Below are 16,842 nucleotides of genomic sequence, written 5' to 3' on the forward strand. Positions count from 1 at the left end.
CGTAATCAGAACGAAAACTTAAGGAGAACACCACCATGACTTCACCGAAGAAATTCCCCGCCGCGACCATCGAGGGCTATCCCCGCGTCGGTGCGAACCGCGAGCTCAAGAAGGCCCTCGAGGCCTACTGGGCCGGGCGCATCGACGAGGCCAGCTTCGAATCCGCCGCCCATTCGCTGCGCCTGGACACCTACGCGCGCCTGAAGGACCTGGGCCTCAACGAGGACTACGCCATCCCGGCGGACGTGGCTTATTACGACCAAGTGCTGGAAACCGCCCTGACCGTCGGCGCGGTGCCGGGGCTGACGCTGGACGATGAGTTCACCCTCGCCCGCGGCAACACCGACAAGGCCCCGCTGGAGATGACCAAGTGGTTTGATACCAACTACCACTACATCGTCCCGGAGATCGCCGACGACCAGGGCTTTAGCGCCCACCCGGACCGCCTGCTCAAGCTGGTGGACGAGGCCCGCCAGGCCGGCCACACCGTCCGCCCCTACCTCGTCGGCCCGGTCACGCTGCTGGCCCTGTCTAAGCCGGCCGAGGGCGCGACTAAGCAGCCCCTGGAGCGCCTGCCGGAGCTGGTCGCCGTCTACCAGGAGCTGCTGGCCGCCCTGCACGTCAAAGGCGTGGAATGGGTCCAGCTGGCCGAACCGGCCGTGGTGGCGGATCTGGCGGTGGCCAGCGACGCCGAACTAGCCGCCCACCTCGCCGCGGCCTACCGCGCCATCCTGGGCACGCAGACCCGCCCGAACGTCTACCTGACCACCCCGTACGGCGCGGCCCGCGCGAGCCTCGACGTCTTGGAGGATTTGGCCCCGGAGGCCGTGCAGGTGGATCTCAGCGTGGGCACGCTCGTCCAGGAGCCGGGCTACCTCGACCGGGTGGCAAAGCTGGCGGCCAAGACCCACCTGGTCGCCGGTCTGGTGGACGGGCGCAATGTCTGGGCGGCCAACCTGCACGACCTGCGGGAGAAGTTCGAGCGCCTGCCCGGGGTATCGGTGTCCACCTCGGTCTCCCTGCAGCACGTGCCGCACACCGTGGAGGCCGAAAAGAACCTGCCCGTGGACGTGGTCGGCTGGTTCTCCTTCGCGGATGAGAAGATCGCCGAGGTCGTCGCACTCGCCGCCGGGCCGGAGGCGGCCCCGCAGGCCTTTGCCAAGGCCGACCGCGCCGTGCGCACCCGCGCCGAATCCACCCGCACCCACAACGCGGACGTGCAGGCCCGCACCGCGGCCCTGCCGGAAGGGGCCGTCAGCCGGCAGCCCGCCTTCGCCGAGCGCAACCGCGCCCAGAAGGAACTGCTCAAGCTGCCAAAGCTGCCCACCACCACCATCGGCTCCTTCCCGCAGACGCCGGAGATCCGGGCGGCCCGCGCGAAGCACAAGGCCGGCGAGCTCAGCGACGCGGCCTACACGGACGCCCTCAAGCAGGAAATCGCCAGCGTGGTAGCCCTGCAGGAGGAACTGGGCCTGGACGTGTTGGTCCACGGCGAGGCCGAGCGCAACGACATGGTCCAGTACTTCGCGGAGCTGCTCGACGGCTTCGTGGTCACCGAAAACGGCTGGGTGCAGTCCTACGGCTCCCGCTGCACCCGCCCGCCGATAGTCGTCGGGGACATCTCCCGCCCGGCGCCCATGACCGTGGAGTGGACCTCGTACGCGCAGTCGCTGACCGAGCGCCCCGTCAAGGGGATGCTCACCGGCCCGGTGACCATCCTGGCCTGGTCCTTCGTGCGCGACGACGTCCCGCAATCGGTCTCCGCGGACCAGCTGGGCGTGGCCTTGGCCGACGAGGTCCGGGACCTGGAGGACGCCGGGGTGGGGATCATCCAGATCGACGAGCCGGCCCTGCGCGAGCTGCTCCCGCTGCGCGCGGAGGACCGCGCCGAGTACCTGGACTGGGCGGTGCGCGCCTTCCGCCTGGTGGCGCTTGAAGCCCAGCCCACCACGCAGATTCACACCCACCTGTGCTACTCCGAGTTCGGCCAGATCATCGACGCCGTGGCGGCGCTCGATGCCGACGTCACCTCCATTGAGGCGGCCCGCTCCCGCATGGAGCTGCTCGAGGACCTGGACGAGAAGTTCCACTCCGAAATCGGGCCGGGCATCTACGACATCCACTCGCCGCGCGTGCCGTCGGTAGAGGAGATGGCGGATCTCATCCGCGCGGCGCTGAAGAACGTGCCGGCGGAGCGCCTGTGGATTAACCCCGACTGCGGTCTGAAGACCCGCGGCTACGAGGAGACGACCGCCTCCCTGCGCAACATGGTCCGCGCGCGCGACGCCGTGGTCTAGCCCGCGATCGCTGAGGGCGTGCCGCCGCACGCGGCGCGCCCTTGCTTCATTATCTATAATGGCGGGCATGACTCAGAAGACCGCTACAGCAACTCTGCACACCAACTTGGGTGACATTGTTATTGACTTGTTCGGTAACCATGCGCCGGTTACCGTAGAAAACTTCATCGGCCTGGCCAAGGGTGACAAGGAATACGCCACCCAGAACGCCAAGGGCGAGCAGTCCGGCCCGTTCTACGACGGGGCCATCTTCCACCGCATCATCGACAACTTCATGATCCAGGGCGGCGACCCGACCGGCACCGGCCGCGGCGGCCCCGGCTACCAGTTCCAGGATGAGTTCCACCCGGAGCTGCAGTTCGATCGCCCGTTCCTGCTAGCCATGGCCAACGCTGGCCCGGGCACCAACGGTTCCCAGTTCTTCATCACCGTGGCTGCCACCCCGCACCTGAACAACCACCACACCATCTTCGGTGAGGTCACCGACGCCCAGTCCCAGGACGTCGTGTCCAAGATCGCCAAGGTCGACACCGACCGCATGGACCGCCCGAAGGAAGACGTGGTCATCGAATCCGTGGAGATCGCCGAGGCCTAAGCCTTAGGCTCCCGCCCGCCCCGCCGCATCAGCCGGCCGGGCGGGCTTTTTGCTATCTCCTTCCTCCTAGCCTTCCCCGTCCTAGCCTTTCGCGTTTTCGCCCCTTGGTTTCACAGAAAGCCCTCGTTTTACCCATGACTTTCGAACAGCACCTGCGTTCCTATTACCGCACCGCCCCGGTCACCGCCTGGATCGTGGCCGCAAACTGCGCTCTGTGGCTGGCCACCGCCGTCCAGTCCCGGTCTGTGACCGACAGCTACTACCACTCCACGCTGGCGATGAGCTGGAGCCTCTGGGGCCCCGAATTCGCCGCCGGGCACTACTGGCAGGCGGTCACCAGCGCCTTCATGCACCTGGGGCTAGGCCACCTGGCGGTGAACATGTTCCTGCTGGTGCTTATCGGGAGGGAGATCGAGACCTACCTGGGCTCGGCGCGCTACGCCCTGGTCTACCTGGCGGCGGTACTGGGGGCCTCGGCCAGCATCGTGTGGATGGCCTTCACTCAGCCGACCGCCGGTGCCTCCGGCGCTCTTTTCGCCCTCATGGTGGTCCTGGTGGCCGTGAACTACCAAAGGCGCACCGATCTGCGCGCGCCCATCGTGCTCGTGGTGGTCAACATCGCCTACACCTTCCTGGCCACGGGCGTGTCCCTGTGGGGCCACCTGGGCGGCGTCGCGGTGGGCGTGGTGCTGGCCCTGTGCGTGGCGGCCCGGAACCCCAAAGTCTCCGGCTGGGGTGTCGCAGCGACTACGGCGGCGGCATTCGTGTTATTGGTGGCGCGAGCAGGCCTTTGGGGATAGGTGCGGCGTGTTATCCACGCGCGCAAGTGTTCGAAAAGATTTCACACCGGTTGTCCACATTGTGGATAACTACATTTTTGTAATTTCCGAACGCTTGTGTGTTTTTCGAATGACAAATCCCAGCGTAGCGATCATTTTTCGAAATTTTAAACCGGTGTGGAAACGGGGAAAAAAGTTATCCACAGGCTGTGGTAAATTCTGTGAATTACGGATTTTCACACTTTTATCCCCAGCCTGTGGATAACTTTTTACCCAACGGTGTCAGTAAAAGCCCTGCTTACACTATTGTAATTTACAAAAGCGCAGGTGAGTGCCCCGGTGGAAAACTTGGGGACACTGTGGAGAACTTTGCGGTGGAGAATCTCAGAGGCGGGGCAGCTGCGTCCAGCGCAGGCCGAGATCCGTGCCGCGGCCGAAGTACTCGTACGCGCGCTCCGTGCCGTCCTGGATGCCGTCGGCGACGTCCTCGCCGCCGGAGGTGATGTCCACGGTCAGCGGCTCCTGGGAGCGGACAGCGGCCACCCACCCGCCGGAGACGTACGCGCCGTCCTCGGTGCGCTCCAGGCTGTCCAGGAAGGCGGCCAGCGCGGCCTGGGCGCTATCGCGCTCGCCGTCGGTGACGACGAGCCGGACCGTCGCCGGGGTGCCGTCGTTGTGCGGGGGATTGTCCCACAGCCAGTCGTAGTCCATCTGATATTCGCGGTTAGTGCTCATGCGCAAAAGACTACGTGAAAAAGGCATGAAAAAAGGCGGCCAAAGGCCGCCTTCGGGGCAAAAGCTTAGCGCCATCCCATGGTCATCAGGAGACCAATGATGGCTAGGCCGAAGCCGATGAGGTAGTTCCACGGGCCGAGCTCCTGCATGAGCGGGATGTGCTGGCCGGCCAGGTAGTTGACCACGATCCAGGCCAGCCCGATGAGCATCAGGCCGAGCATCAGCACGATGTACCACTTGGAGGTGCCCTCCGAGTTGATCTTGACCGGGGTGCGGTTCGCCGACGAGCTGGCGGTCGAGCTGATCGGGGCGTTCTTCGAAATTTTGGCCTTTGGCATGTTCTTTCCTAACTTTGGTGTGCGGGCGGGGCGGATTCGGGCCGGGCTAGTGTTGCGCCACAGTCTAGCAGCGCTACGGCTAACGGCCCGTGACGAGGGTTTCCAGGTTGAACTCCCAATAACGGACTTCTACCTTGGTGTCCTTGCGGATGGTGTCCCCGGCGGAAACGGAGGCCCAGCCGATCTTGCCGGAGTCCACGGCGGCCCCAGTTCCGATCGGCGGGCCGACGCGCAGGTCCTGGGCGTTGCCTTCCCAGCCGGCCTCGCGCAGGGCTTCGACGGCCTCGTCCTCGGTCTTGCGGGTCAGCTCCGGCGCGGTCATGAGCATGCCGTTGGACACGCGCACCACCACGGTGCTACCGGCGTCGACCTCCCGGCCCTCGCTCTGGACCTCGAGGACGCGGTTTTCCGGTTCCTCGGAGTCGACCAGCTCGAGCTGCGGCTCGACGTCCAGGGAGTCCAGGGTCTGGCGGGCGTCGCCCCAGTCCATGCCGGTCAGGCGCGGGATGCGCACCTGCTTGACCCCCTGGGAGACGGTTACCTTGACCTTCGAGCCCTTGGACAGCTGGGAACCGGGGGCCGGCGACTGCGAGATGATCTGGCCCGCCGGGACGTCCTCGGAGTCTTCCTCGGTGATGTCATCGGACAGGGTCAAACCGGCCTCGTCGAGCGCGCGGGAGGCCGACTCCAGATCCAAGCCGGTCACCTCCGGGACGTCGGTGATCTCCTTACCGGAGGAGACCGTCAGCGTCACGGTCGCGTTCTTCTGCAACTGGGAACCGGGGCCCGGGTTCACGCGGATGACGTGGTCGCGTTCAATCTCCGGGTGGGCTTCCTCGTTGACCGAGACCTGCAGGCCCAGCTCTTCGAGCTCCTGGACGACCTCGGCGCGCGGACGGTTTTCCACCTCCGGCACCTCGACCATCTCCGCGGTCTGCGCGGGCTCGTCCGGGGCCTCCGAAGGCTTCAGGTAGTCCCAGGCGAAATAGCCAATAGCGCCGATAAGCAGCAGCGCCAGCAGAGCCGTGAGCCACTTGATCCAGGCGCTGGTGCCCTCCTCTTCCTCCGCGGCGTGGGAAGCCGGCCGGGTATCGGCCACCGGCGCGCGGTGGGAGGCGGCCGGCGCTTCGGCCTCGGGCTCGACGTGCGCGCGGGCCGCCTGGGTGACGTTGCCGTGGGCCAGGCGGCGCAGGTCCTCGGCCATCTCGTGGGCCGACTGGTAGCGATCCGCCGGGTGCTTGGCCATCGCGGTGAGGATGACCGCGTCCACATTCACGCGCCCGGTCGGCGTGATGAAATCATCCAGGTATTCCGACGGCGGAATGGGATCTTCCTGCACGTGCTGGTAGGCCACGGAAAACGGGGTCTCGCCCTCGAACGGGGTGCGGCCGGTGACGGCCTCGTACATGACGCAGCCCAGGGCGTAGACGTCGGAGCGGGCATCGGCAGCCTTGCCGCGCGCCTGCTCGGGCGAAAGGTACTGCGCGGTGCCGATCACCGCGGAGGTCTGCGTCATGGCGGAGGTGGAGTCGTCCAGCGCGCGGGCGATGCCGAAGTCCATCACCTTCACCTGACCCGTGTTGGTCAGCATGATGTTCGCGGGCTTCACGTCGCGGTGGATGATGCCGGCCTCGTGGGAGGCCTGCAGGGCATCCGCGACCGGGGTCAGGATCTCCGCGGCCTGCTCCGGGGCCATGGGCCCGTCCGCGCGGAAGATGTCGCGCAGGGTGCGCCCGTGGACCAGCTCCATGACGATGTACGGGATGGTCAGGGCGTTGTCCTCGACCTCGCCGGTGTCGAAGACGGCGACGATATTCGGGTGGTTGAGACGGCCCGAGTTCTGCGCCTCGCGGCGGAAGCGCTCGCGGAAATTGGTGTCGTGCGCCATCTCCGGGCGCAGCATCTTGATGGCCACCTCGCGGCCCAGCATGGTGTCCTGGGCCGCGTAGACCTCGGACATACCACCGGAACCGATGAGTTCACCGCGTTCGTAACGATCACCCAGCATTGGTGGTTCCACCCCCTTGGTTGGTGTAATCAGACGCCTGCGGCGAGTTATTGAATAGGTCCTCGATGTTTTCTTCCAGCTCCTCCGTCGGCAGCGACGGGGCCTCCGTCATCTCCGGCAGCTCGGGCGTCGGGGTGTCCTGTTGCGTGGTCGGCTGCTCGCGGTGCGTGGTCGGACGCGGCGTGGGCGTTTCCGTGCGCTCGCGGGTCTCCGGCTCCGGCTCCTCGGTCCGGGAGGTTTCGGGCTCCTCGACCTCCGTCTCGGTGACGGTCGCGGCTTCCTCCGTGGACGGCTCCACCCATTCGGTCACGACCGACGGCGGCGTGCTGGTGGGTTCGCTGGAACCGCGGTTGCCGGCCAGCTGCTGGGCCAGCAGGAATCCGCCGCCGACCAGCGCGACGACGATCAGGGCGATGAGCAGGCCGATGCCGAAGTTCGCCCCCGCCGAGCCCTTCTTCTTGTCCTTCCGGGCCCGCTTGTTTTCGCGGGCCTTTTCCTGGGCCAGGTGCTTGTCGCGCGTGTCCGCGACCGGGGCCGGGGCCGGGCGCACCGTGGTCGGGTTGGCGGTATCGCCCAGCATCTGGGTCGAGGCCGTCGGCGAAGGCTCGGTGGCAATCGGGGCCACGGCCGCGGATTGCGGCTGCGGCGGGCGCTTGCCCAGCCGCACGGCGGAGACGGCGTTGGCCAGCTCGTTGCCGTCGGCGTAGCGGGTGTGCTGGTCCTTGCGCAGGGCGATGCCCACCAGCTCGCGCACCGGCGCGGAAATATTCGTCGACAGCGGCTCCGGTGCCTGGCTGATGTGCGCCAACGCCACGGAGACCGAGGAATCCCCGGTGAACGGGCGGTGGCCCGCCAGCATCTCGTAGCCGACCACGCCCAGCGAGTAGACATCGGAGGCGGGGGAGACCTCGCGGCCCTGTGCCTGCTCGGGGGAGACGTACTGCGCGGTGCCCACCACCATGCCGGTGCGGGTCAGCGGGACCGCCGCGGCGGCCTTGGCGATGCCGAAGTCGGTGATCTTGACCCGGCCGTTCTGGGTGATCAGCAGGTTGCCGGGCTTGATGTCGCGGTGCACCAGGCCCATGCGGTGAATAATGGACAGGCCGTGGGCGGCCTGCTCCATCACGTCGAGCGCCATCTCCTCCGGCAGGGAACCCTCGCGGGCCAGCATGTCGGCCAGGGACTCGCCGCGGACGTATTCCATGGCGATGAAGCAGAAGGTCGTGCCCACCGGATCATCGATCTCGCGGTAGTCGTAGGTGGCCACGACGTTGGCGGAATCGATGGACTCGGCCGCTTCGGCCTCGTTGCGGAAGCGGGAGAGGAACTCGTTGTTGTCGGAGAACTCCGGGCGCAGGATCTTGATGGCGACCTCGCGGTCGTTGCGGACGTCGTCCGCCAGCCACACGGTGGACATGCCGCCGTGCCCGATGACCCACTGCAGGCGGTAATCATCACCGATGAGCGCCTGGAAGCGTTCTTGGTTATCGGCGTGGTTCATTACTGCTCCCCTCCGTAGGCCTGAAGCATGGCGCGCCCGATCGGTGCGGCCACCTGGCCGCCCGTGGCGGACTGGCCCAGGTTGCCGCCGTCCTTGACCACCACGGCCACGGCAATATCGCGGTCCGGATCGAATGCAACATACCACGTATGCGGGGGCAATCCATCGCCATGCTCAGCGGTACCGGTCTTGGAAGCAAAGGAATTGCCGTCGTAGCCGGACGTGGCTCGCTCGGAGGCGAACATCAGATCCCGCAAGATCGCGGCCGTCTCCGGGGTAATCGCCTCGGTGGCATCCTTCGGCTTGATCTCGCGGACCTCCTGCATCTGCGAATCCGTGATCCGCTTGATGAGGCGCGGCTCCATGCGCTTGCCCTCGTTGGCTACGGTGCCGGCCATGATGGCGGCCTGCAGGGCGGACATGGTCACGTCGCGCTGGCCGATGACCGACTGGGCGGTGGCGGCCGCATCCGGCAGCTCGCCCAGGTTGCCCGGGGAGGTGTCCACCCCGAGGTCATAGTTTTCGCCCACGCCGAAGGCCTCGGCGTATTTGCGCAGCTCGTCGGCGCCGATGCCCTCGCTCATCTCGACGAAGGCCGTGTTGCAAGACAGGGCGAAAGCCGTCTGCAGCGTCACCGAGTCCGCGCCGCCGCAGGCCTGTTTGTCGTAGTTGGTCAGCTGGGTCGTGGTGTTTGGCAGCGTGATCGAGGCCGCGCCGGTCAGAGTCGACGACGGCGTGAAGCCGTTGTTGAGACCGGCGGCGGTCGTGATGATCTTGAAGATGGAGCCTGGCGGCAGCGTCTCCTGTGTGGCGTGGTTGAGCAGGGGAGCGCCGTCGGCCTCCTGCAGCGCGGCCCAGTTCTCCTCCGCGTTGGGATCTCCGACCACGGAGTTCGCGTCGAAGCTCGGCGAGGAGGACATCGCCAGCACGCGCCCGGTGGACGGCTGCAGCGCGACCGCCGAGCCTTGGTAGCCCGGGGCCACCAGCTGATCGTAGGCCAGCTGCTGGAGCTGCGGATCGATGGTGACCTCGACGTTGGCGCCGTCCGGCTGCTCGCCGGTCAGCTTGTCCAGCCAGTTCTGCTTCAGCAGCGAATCATCGGTGCCGTTGAGGATCTCGTTCTGCGAGGACTCTAGCTGGGACGCGCCGAACTGGGAGGACAGGTACCCGGTCACCGGACCGAAGGCGGGGGACTGGGTCGGGTAGATGCGCGAGTAGGTCTTGTCCTCCCCGCCGTCGCCGTTGCCGTCCGGGACGGACTGCGCTAGTACGGTGTTGCCCGCGTAGATCTGCCCGCGGGCGATGGTCTGCAGCTGGTAGAACTCCCGCATATTCTTTGGGTTCTTGGCGTATTTGTCCTCGCTGAAGGCTTGCACCACCGTGAGGTTGACCAGCAGGATGGCGGTCAAGATCAGGGAGAAGATAGCGGTAAAGCGAATGGTCTTATTCATCGCTGAGCCTCCGAAACGGCGGGGAACAAGGACGTGCCGGCGTCGGCCTGGGCCTTCTCGGCCGGGCGGTTGGCGGAATTCGAGATCCGCAGCAGCAGCGCCAACAGGATGTAGTTAGCCATCAGCGAGGAACCGCCGGCCGACATGAACGGTGTGGTCAGGCCGGTCATCGGCAGCAGTGCGGAGATGCCGCCGACCACGACGAAGACCTGGATGACCAGGGTCAGAGACAGGCCGGCCGCTACCAGCTTGCCGTAGGAGTCCTTGACGCTGAGAGCGGTGCGAAAACCGCGGGAGGCCAGCAGCGCGAACAGGATCAGGATCCCGGCGAGGCCGATCAGGCCGAATTCCTCGCCGATGCCGGCCATGATGAAGTCGGAAAAGACCACCGGAATGATGTCCGGGTAGCCCTGGCCGAGGCCGGAGCCGGTGATCCCGCCGGAGGACATGCCGAACAGCGCCTGGGACAGCTGGAAGCCGTTGCTGTCGTAGTTGCCCAGCGGGTCCAGGAAGTTGGAGAAGCGATCCTGGATTTTGGTGGAAATCTGCGCGATCCCGAAGCCGCCGATGGCCACGAGCACCACCCCGATGGCCAGCCAGGACACGCGCCCCGTGGCCATGTAGAGCATGCCCAGCACCGTGGAGAACAGCAGCAGGGCCGGGCCGAAGTCGTTCGACACGCCCATGATGACGATCGCGATGCCCCAGACCACCAGGATGGGCGCGAGGTCGCGCAGGCGCGGCAGCGACAGGCCCAGGAAGCGGTAGCCCGCCACCGTGAACAGCGAGCGCTTCTGGACCAGCAGCATGGCGAAGAAGAGCAGCAGGAGAATCTTGGAAAACTCACCCGGCTGGATGGAAAACGGCCCGATCTTCATCCAGATGCGCGCGTCGGCCTGCGCCGGCTGCGGCCAGACCAGCGGCAGCGCCAGCAGGACGAGGCCGACCAGACCCAGCAGGTAGGAAAAGCGGGTCAGCGAGCGGTGATCGCGCACGATGGCCAGCACCGCGATGAACAAAATGAGGCCGGCGATGGTCCACATCACCTGCCGCACGGCCAGGTCGCGGCCCAAGGCCAGATCCAGGCGCTGGATCATGATGAGGCCGATGCCGTTGAGCACCGCCGTGACCGGCAGCATGATCTGGTCGGAGTGCGGGGCCAGCAGGCACAGCGCCCAGTGGGCGACGGCGAAGACCCCGATGAAGCCGCCGATGAGGTAGAGCACGTCCACGGACAAGATATTGCCCTGGGACAGCTCGAGGCTCACCAGCGTGATCGCGAAGACCACTGTGGCCGCTACCAGCAGCCACAGCTCAGTGGTGCGCCCGACAAATTGCTTCAGCATCTAGTTCACCTCCCGGCAGTTCACGCCCGGCTCGCGCCGGAAGCCATTGTCCTTCTTGTCATCTTGGTTGTCCGCCTTATCGCGGCAGACCGGCAGGGCGTTATCGGCCAGCCGGGTCAGCTGGCCTTGGACCTCGTCGTAGCTGCCGGAATCCAGGTTGTGGACCACGCCGCGCTCGGTGGCCGGCAGGTCTTCGACCTTGAGCGGGCTGAACCCGGCGTCGCAGGAGCCGTTGCTCAGGCGCAGCGCGCCGTCCTTGCCGAGGCAGGCGACCTGGTAGGTCTCGTGCAGGTCCTTCCCGAAGACCGAGAAGTCGGCGCCGCGCTCGAGCCGGATCTCCTCGTTCGCCCCGGCGGTGGTGACGTAGTAGTTGTTGTCCAGGTAGTTTTTGCCCCAGACGCCGACGCCGGCGATGGCGGCGATCAGCACGGCCAAGACGACCGTGGTGGCGATCCAGGTGCCGCGGGAGCTCTTGCGGCGGCGATCGGGCTCCTCGTCCGCGGCTTCTTCCTCGGTGACCAGGCGGGCCGGCGCGGAGGTCTCGCGCGGCTGGCCCGCGGCTTTGTTCGTGTGCGGCTCGATGACCTGGGGGCGACGCTCCAGGGCCGCCGCGCGGCTAGCCGCCGAATCCGGGTGGGTCGGCTCCGGGGTATCCCCGGCCAAAGCACCCACCGCCACCGGCTCGGCCGGCGCCTCGTCGCTTTCGACGACCTCGGCGATGACCATGGTGACGTTGTCCGGCCCGCCGGAGCGCAGCGCGAGTTCGATCAGCCGCTGGGCGGCTTCTTCCACGGTGCCCTGCTTGAGGGCGTCCTCGATGGTGGAGGCCGTGACGGGATCCGAGAGCCCGTCGGAGCACAGCAGCAGCCGGTCGCCGGGCTGCGCGTCCAGCATGAACAGCGTCGGTTCCACCGCGCGGCCGGTATATGCCTTGAGGATGAGCGACTTCTGCGGGTGGGAGGACACGTCGCTCGGATCGAGCTTGCCCTCGTCCACCAGGGACTGCACGAAGGTGTCGTCCTTGGTGATCTGGGTCAGCTTCCCGTCGCGCAGGCGGTAGCCGCGCGAGTCGCCCACGTGGCAGACGCCGAACTGGGTGCCGTTGAACATCATGGCCGTCAGGGTGGTGCCCATGCCCTCGGTCTCGGGGTGGTCCTTGATGTGGTTGGCGATCGACGCGTTGGCGTCGTTAGCGGCGCCGCCCAAAAGCGCCAGCATGTCGTTGTCTTCTGGGTCGCGGTTGAGGTGCTCCAGGTGCTCGACCATGAGCTGGGAGGCGACCTCGCCGGCGGCGTGACCGCCCATCCCGTCCGCCAGGACTAAAAGATAAGGCCCGGCGTAGGCCGAGTCTTCGTTGTTCTTGCGGACCAAGCCGCGGTCCGAAGCGGCGGTGAAATGTAGTTTCAGCATTAGGCAACCAGCCTTACGATAGTGCGACCCATCTTAATATCCGTTCCCACTTCGATGCGTTCTGCCTGGTCGATGCGCGTTCCCGCGACGAAGGTGCCGTTGCGGGACTCGAGGTCTTCCACGAACCACTGGGAACCGCGACGGAATAGGCGCGCGTGGTGGGAGGAGGCGAAGTCGTCGCCTAGGACGAAGTCGCAGTCCTGCGCGCGCCCCAGCGTGATGTCCTCCAGGGTGCCCAGCGCCATGTGGGAGCCCTGCAGCGGGCCTTCGGCCACGGTGATGTGGCGCGGCTTTTCTTTGCGGTCCTTCCGGCGCACCGCGGCGACGGGGCCGACGCTACTTCCGCCGGTGCGGGCCGCCTTGTTGGCATCCAGCCGCATGGCATTCAAGGCCACCAGGATAAACAGCCACAGTAAGACCAACAGGCCGATTCGCAGCGCGAGTAGCACGAATGAATCCATCGGTGACCTCCTAAAAATTATTGGGGTTTAATTGTCCAGCCCGGTGATTCGCACCTCGATGTGCGAATGCCCCAGGGTGATGACGTCGCCGTCGGCCAGCAGCCAGTTCTCGATGGGCGTGTCATTGACCGTGGTGCCGTTGGTGGACTGGAGGTCCACCAAGACTGCGTCCTGGCCGTTCCAGGTGATCTCGGCGTGCTGGCGGGAGACCCCGGTGTCCGGCAGGCGCAAGTCGGCATCGTTGGAACGTCCAATGATATTGGATCCCTCGTGGATGTGGTAGGTCCGCGAAGAGCCGTCCTGGAGGAGAAGATTCACGCTCGGACCGCTGGCAGCGGGTTCCGCGTCCTCGGGCTCGGGGCGGATAAAGGTCGTCGTGGCGGCCTCGTCAGCAGAATTACTGTTCATCTGGTTCTCCTGGGTTTCGGTTTCGTGGAAAATGGCGTCGAACCCGGTTTCTTCCTCGGGCTCATGGTCAATGAACGAAGAAACCCGCAACTGGCCGGTGCGGAGTCCGGATTCTTCGGCGATGCGAACGATGACGGGTCCCGCCAGACCCCAGCCGCTGTTGCGGATGAACCGCGACAGCTGGTCGGCCAGGTTCTGCGGGATGTGCGGATCCTGCGAGAGGTTTTCCAGGTCCTTGGAACTGACCCCCACGAGCACCACATTGGGGCTGTAGAGGTTGTCGTCCTCGCCGCGCGTGAGGTTGTCTTGGGCCTCCTGCTTGAGCAGCTCTTCAATCTCGGCGGGCACAACGCGGCCGCCGAAGACGAAGGCCATCCCGTTGTCCAGTCCGCGCTGCAGGGCAGAGTCAAACTTGGCAAGCTTTTCCATGAGTGCCATGCTGCGGTCCTCCTTCAAACGTGGATGTATTCGGCTCTGGTAATAAACCTCAACCATTATAGGCCGCGTATAGCACTAAAACGTAGCCGGAGCCCGAAAAGTTCCCACAATTGATGCGTAGATCTCACTCATTTTCCCGTGCACTAGCTGCGGATTTGTAAGTATGTGGGTATGCCGTGCTATCTTTATCTAGTCGCCAAGACAGACAATACCCAGCCCGGGTGGCGGAATTGGCAGACGCGCTGGCTTCAGGTGCCAGTGTCCTTATAGGACGTGCGGGTTCAAGTCCCGCCCCGGGCACAGCGAGCAGTTGAACAAACTGCACCACCGGAAGTAACAAACTCGAAAGGGTATGTTACCTCCGGTTTCTTTCGTTTTCCGGTTTTTAAGGGCCGAGGATTGCACGTGTGAGGATTTAGGGTGTGAATCCCACTGTCGTGGGTTTGATGGAGTAGTCGATGTTGCGGAAGCCATAGCATGAGTTGTTTTCCGCGGAGCATGGGATTAACGGCTCTTCCGGTTTTAGAGTGCATTGATTTTGTGTCGGATGTTGGCGGCGTGGATCAGGCACCGCAATATGTAGTGGTCGAGGTTGCGGAATCCCAGGGCGATGCCGCGTAGGAATTCCAACCGACCGTTAATCGCTTCCACAGGTCCGTTGGATACTCCGTGGTCGAAGTAGGCGAGGATGTCCTTGCGGCGCTTGTTCATGGTCCTGCCTAGCGGCGCGATCTCAGCGATCCCGGCGTCTTTGATGTCAACAAGCGTGTCAATGAGCGTGCTCATGGCTTTCTTGGCTGCTTGCTTGTTGGGATTGTTGTAGCAGCTTATGACTTGTTGGTAGTAGGTCCAGGTCTCTTGTAGCGGCGCGTAGTCGTCGTCGAAGTCAAACAGTTCCTCAAGCCTCCCGCGCTGCTTGTCGGTGAGTAGGCGCTCGGTGGTCAACAGTGTTTTCCGGTTGCGGTAGAGCGGGTCTTTGCTGCGGCCACGTCGGCCTGTTGTTTCTAACTGGAGCCTGGTGCGGCACTTGGTGAGCTTGTCACCGGCCAGGCGTACAACGTGGAACGGGTCCATGACTTGGGTGGCGTTGGGAATGACTTCGCCAGCGGCGGTGGCATAGCCTTGGAAGCCGTCCATGCTGATGATTTTGACCTGATCGCGGAACTGCTCGCTGTGATTATTCAGCCATGTTCGTAACGCGTCAGCGCTTCTGCCTGGGACAACGTCAAGAAGCCGAGCGGGGCGGATGACGTTTCCATCCTTGTCGTGGTGGTCGGTCATATCAACGATGACGGTGACGTATCCGTCGCGCCATGTGCGTCGGTTGTGCGACCAGCGATGCTCATCAACACCGATGACCTTGACCCCGTCGAGGTAGTGCTCGTCGTTGTAGATCAAGTCCTGGACAGCGGCTAAGGCCAAGGCGTTGGTGGTATCCCACCCCAGGCCTAATGACTTGGCTGCAGCGGCAACGCTCATCCGATCTAGGCAGAGTCGTTGCAGGATCCAGCGGGTCACCCTGTCCGTGGTCTTTGAATTGTCGGGCGCGCAGGTAAGGCCCGCGCGGAAGATCTTCTGCAAGCAGCGCTTGTTGGTGCACCGGTAGCGTGGAAGGCGCGCATGAAGGCGTGTTGGGTGGCCGACGATAGGCAGATCGACCAGGCTGCGGATGACATGGTCGCGGAATACTCCAGGCTGCCCGCACGTGGGGCATTCATTGATGGGCTCGACGGGGGACCTGACCCCCAGATGGTGGACACCTTGAAACCAGCATCTCGCTGGGGAAGTGAGGTACCTTTCCACCATGCCACGCAAGACCTACACCGAGCAGTTCAAGCGCGACGCAGTCTCGTTGTACGAGTCGACCCCCGGAGCAACGCTCAACGCGATCGCCTCCGATCTCGGGGTCAACCGCAACTCCCTGCGCACCTGGCTCGACGCCTTCGGCACCGGCACCAAGACCAACGCCAACGGTGAAAAAGTCGCCAGCCCCATTGCCGCAGCCAACAGCGCACGCACGCCTGCTGAAGGACTCTCCGACGCCGAACGCATCCGCGTGCTGGAACGCGAAAACGCCAAGCTCCGGGAGGAACGAGAGATCCTCCGCAAGGCGGCCAAATATTTCGCGGAAGAGACGAACTGGTGAACCGCTTCCGGTTCGTTGATGACAACCGAGGCCTCTACGAGGTCAAGCGGTTATGTGAGGTTTTGAAGATCAACCGGTCCTCGTATTACAAATGGAAATCAGCTGCTTCTGCCCGTCGGCGACGCGTCCTTGACGACGCGGTGCTGGGAGCGAGGATCAAGGCCGTGTTCACGGCCGAGAACGGTTGTTACGGGGCGAAACGCGTGACGGCGGCCATCAATTCCGATCCAGCCAACGACGACCTTTTCAATCACAAGCGCACCGCCAGGTTGATGCGCCAGATGGGCCTGTTCGGCTACACCAAAAAACGCCGGGTGAAGACCACCGTGTCTGCGAAACGGGCTCCGAAGGTGCCCGACCTGCTGAAACGCCGGTTCATCGCGGAGAAACCGAACACCATCTACGTCGGCGATATCACGTACCTGCCGATCGCGGACGGGTCGAATATGTACCTGGCCACCGTCATCGACTGCTATTCGCGGCAGTTGACCGGTTTCGCGATCGCTGACCACATGCGCACGGAGTTGGTCGAAGAAGCTCTCACGATGGCCCACGGGGTCCGAGGCAACCTTGACGGGGCGATTTTCCACTCCGATCATGGCAGCGTCTATACCTCTGGGCGATACCGGAAGCTGTGTGAACGATTCGGTGTCACCCAGTCGATGGGAGCAATCGAAACGAGCGCGGACAACTCGTTGGCGGAGTCGTTCAACGCCACGCTGAAACGGGAAGTCCTCCAGGACGAGTCCGTTTTCCCAAGTCAGCTCGCATGTCGTCGGGACGTGTTCCGGTGGTGCACGCACTACAACACCACGCGCTTGCACTCGTGGTGCGGCTACCGCTCGCCGAACGCCTTCGAAGCCACCGGATCAGCTACACTTACTATCGCATCTTAATTAAATCCCCGTGTCCACTTTCCGGGGTTCGGG

Annotated in this window: 13 protein-coding genes, 1 tRNA gene and 1 pseudogene; 5 read left to right on the forward strand and 10 right to left on the reverse strand. The window is 64.7% G+C overall.

The genetic code is table 11. The features are described from left to right. Positions 1 to 35 precede the first annotated feature (35 nt). The 3 genes from metE to ACEE23_RS04240 all read left to right on the forward strand — a co-directional run bounded on the left by metE (position 36) and on the right by ACEE23_RS04240 (position 3,692). A complete protein-coding gene (metE, locus tag ACEE23_RS04230; protein WP_368520629.1) occupies positions 36 to 2,297 on the forward strand; it encodes a 5-methyltetrahydropteroyltriglutamate--homocysteine S-methyltransferase in 2,262 nt (753 codons plus the stop codon). 58 nt (positions 2,298 to 2,355) lie between these two features. Further along, on the forward strand, positions 2,356 to 2,892 hold the full coding sequence (locus ACEE23_RS04235) for a peptidylprolyl isomerase (RefSeq protein WP_368520628.1): 537 nt from the start codon (positions 2,356 to 2,358) through the stop codon (positions 2,890 to 2,892). 134 nt (positions 2,893 to 3,026) lie between these two features. Next, on the forward strand, positions 3,027 to 3,692 hold the full coding sequence (locus ACEE23_RS04240) for a rhomboid family intramembrane serine protease (protein ID WP_368520627.1): 666 nt from the start codon (positions 3,027 to 3,029) through the stop codon (positions 3,690 to 3,692). Between the two features lie 363 nt (positions 3,693 to 4,055). On the opposite strand, the gene ACEE23_RS04245 is transcribed toward ACEE23_RS04240, so the two are convergent. The 9 genes from ACEE23_RS04245 to ACEE23_RS04285 form a co-directional block, all read right to left on the reverse strand. Then, on the reverse strand, positions 4,056 to 4,406 hold the full coding sequence (locus ACEE23_RS04245) for a hypothetical protein (RefSeq protein WP_368520626.1): 351 nt from the start codon (positions 4,404 to 4,406) through the stop codon (positions 4,056 to 4,058). 65 nt (positions 4,407 to 4,471) lie between these two features. After that, positions 4,472 to 4,744, reverse strand: a complete 273-nt coding sequence (gene crgA / locus ACEE23_RS04250; RefSeq protein ID WP_368520625.1) for a cell division protein CrgA — start codon at positions 4,742 to 4,744, stop codon at positions 4,472 to 4,474. Between the two features lie 79 nt (positions 4,745 to 4,823). Continuing rightward, positions 4,824 to 6,752 (reverse strand): Stk1 family PASTA domain-containing Ser/Thr kinase, encoded by a 1,929-nt coding sequence (gene pknB, locus ACEE23_RS04255; RefSeq protein ID WP_368521639.1) that lies wholly within the window; start codon positions 6,750 to 6,752, stop codon positions 4,824 to 4,826. After that, entirely contained in the window at positions 6,742 to 8,253 is a 1,512-nt protein-coding gene (locus tag ACEE23_RS04260; protein WP_368521640.1) for a serine/threonine-protein kinase, read from the reverse strand. Before ACEE23_RS04260 ends, pknB begins: the two co-directional genes overlap by 11 nt. After that, positions 8,253 to 9,704: a penicillin-binding transpeptidase domain-containing protein gene (locus ACEE23_RS04265; protein WP_368521641.1), complete on the reverse strand. Its 1,452-nt coding sequence runs from the start codon at positions 9,702 to 9,704 to the stop codon at positions 8,253 to 8,255. The genes ACEE23_RS04260 and ACEE23_RS04265 overlap by 1 nt, the downstream gene beginning before the upstream one ends. After that, positions 9,701 to 11,050 carry an FtsW/RodA/SpoVE family cell cycle protein gene (locus ACEE23_RS04270; RefSeq protein WP_368521642.1) on the reverse strand — a complete coding sequence of 450 codons (1,350 nt, stop codon included), beginning with the start codon at positions 11,048 to 11,050 and terminating at the stop codon, positions 9,701 to 9,703. Before ACEE23_RS04270 ends, ACEE23_RS04265 begins: the two co-directional genes overlap by 4 nt. Then, positions 11,051 to 12,460: a PP2C family protein-serine/threonine phosphatase gene (locus ACEE23_RS04275; RefSeq protein ID WP_448871326.1), complete on the reverse strand. Its 1,410-nt coding sequence runs from the start codon at positions 12,458 to 12,460 to the stop codon at positions 11,051 to 11,053. Continuing rightward, complete coding sequence (locus ACEE23_RS04280; protein WP_290223960.1) at positions 12,460 to 12,921, reverse strand: FHA domain-containing protein FhaB/FipA; 462 nt, start codon at positions 12,919 to 12,921, stop codon at positions 12,460 to 12,462. The genes ACEE23_RS04275 and ACEE23_RS04280 overlap by 1 nt, the downstream gene beginning before the upstream one ends. Positions 12,922 to 12,948: 27 nt before the next feature. After that, positions 12,949 to 13,767, reverse strand: coding sequence for a DUF3662 and FHA domain-containing protein (locus ACEE23_RS04285; RefSeq protein WP_368521644.1), 819 nt, complete (start codon positions 13,765 to 13,767; stop codon positions 12,949 to 12,951). Between the two features lie 215 nt (positions 13,768 to 13,982). Here ACEE23_RS04285 and ACEE23_RS04290 point away from each other — a divergent pair. Continuing rightward, a tRNA-Leu gene (locus ACEE23_RS04290) sits at positions 13,983 to 14,067 on the forward strand. Positions 14,068 to 14,289: 222 nt separating this feature from the next. Here the strand turns inward: ACEE23_RS04290 and ACEE23_RS04295 are convergent. Then, a pseudogene (locus ACEE23_RS04295) lies at positions 14,290 to 15,480 on the reverse strand (ISL3 family transposase); the annotation flags it as partial. 91 nt (positions 15,481 to 15,571) lie between these two features. Here ACEE23_RS04295 and ACEE23_RS04300 point away from each other — a divergent pair. Then, positions 15,572 to 16,809, forward strand: a protein-coding gene (locus ACEE23_RS04300; RefSeq protein WP_368521645.1) for an IS3 family transposase whose coding sequence is annotated in 2 segments (ribosomal slippage) — positions 15,572 to 15,899 and positions 15,899 to 16,809 — 1,239 coding nt in all. Because the reading frame shifts where the segments join, the coding sequence is not laid out codon by codon here. Positions 16,810 to 16,842: the final 33 nt, after the last annotated feature.

Source organism: Corynebacterium sp. 32222D000AT, from assembly GCF_053546955.1.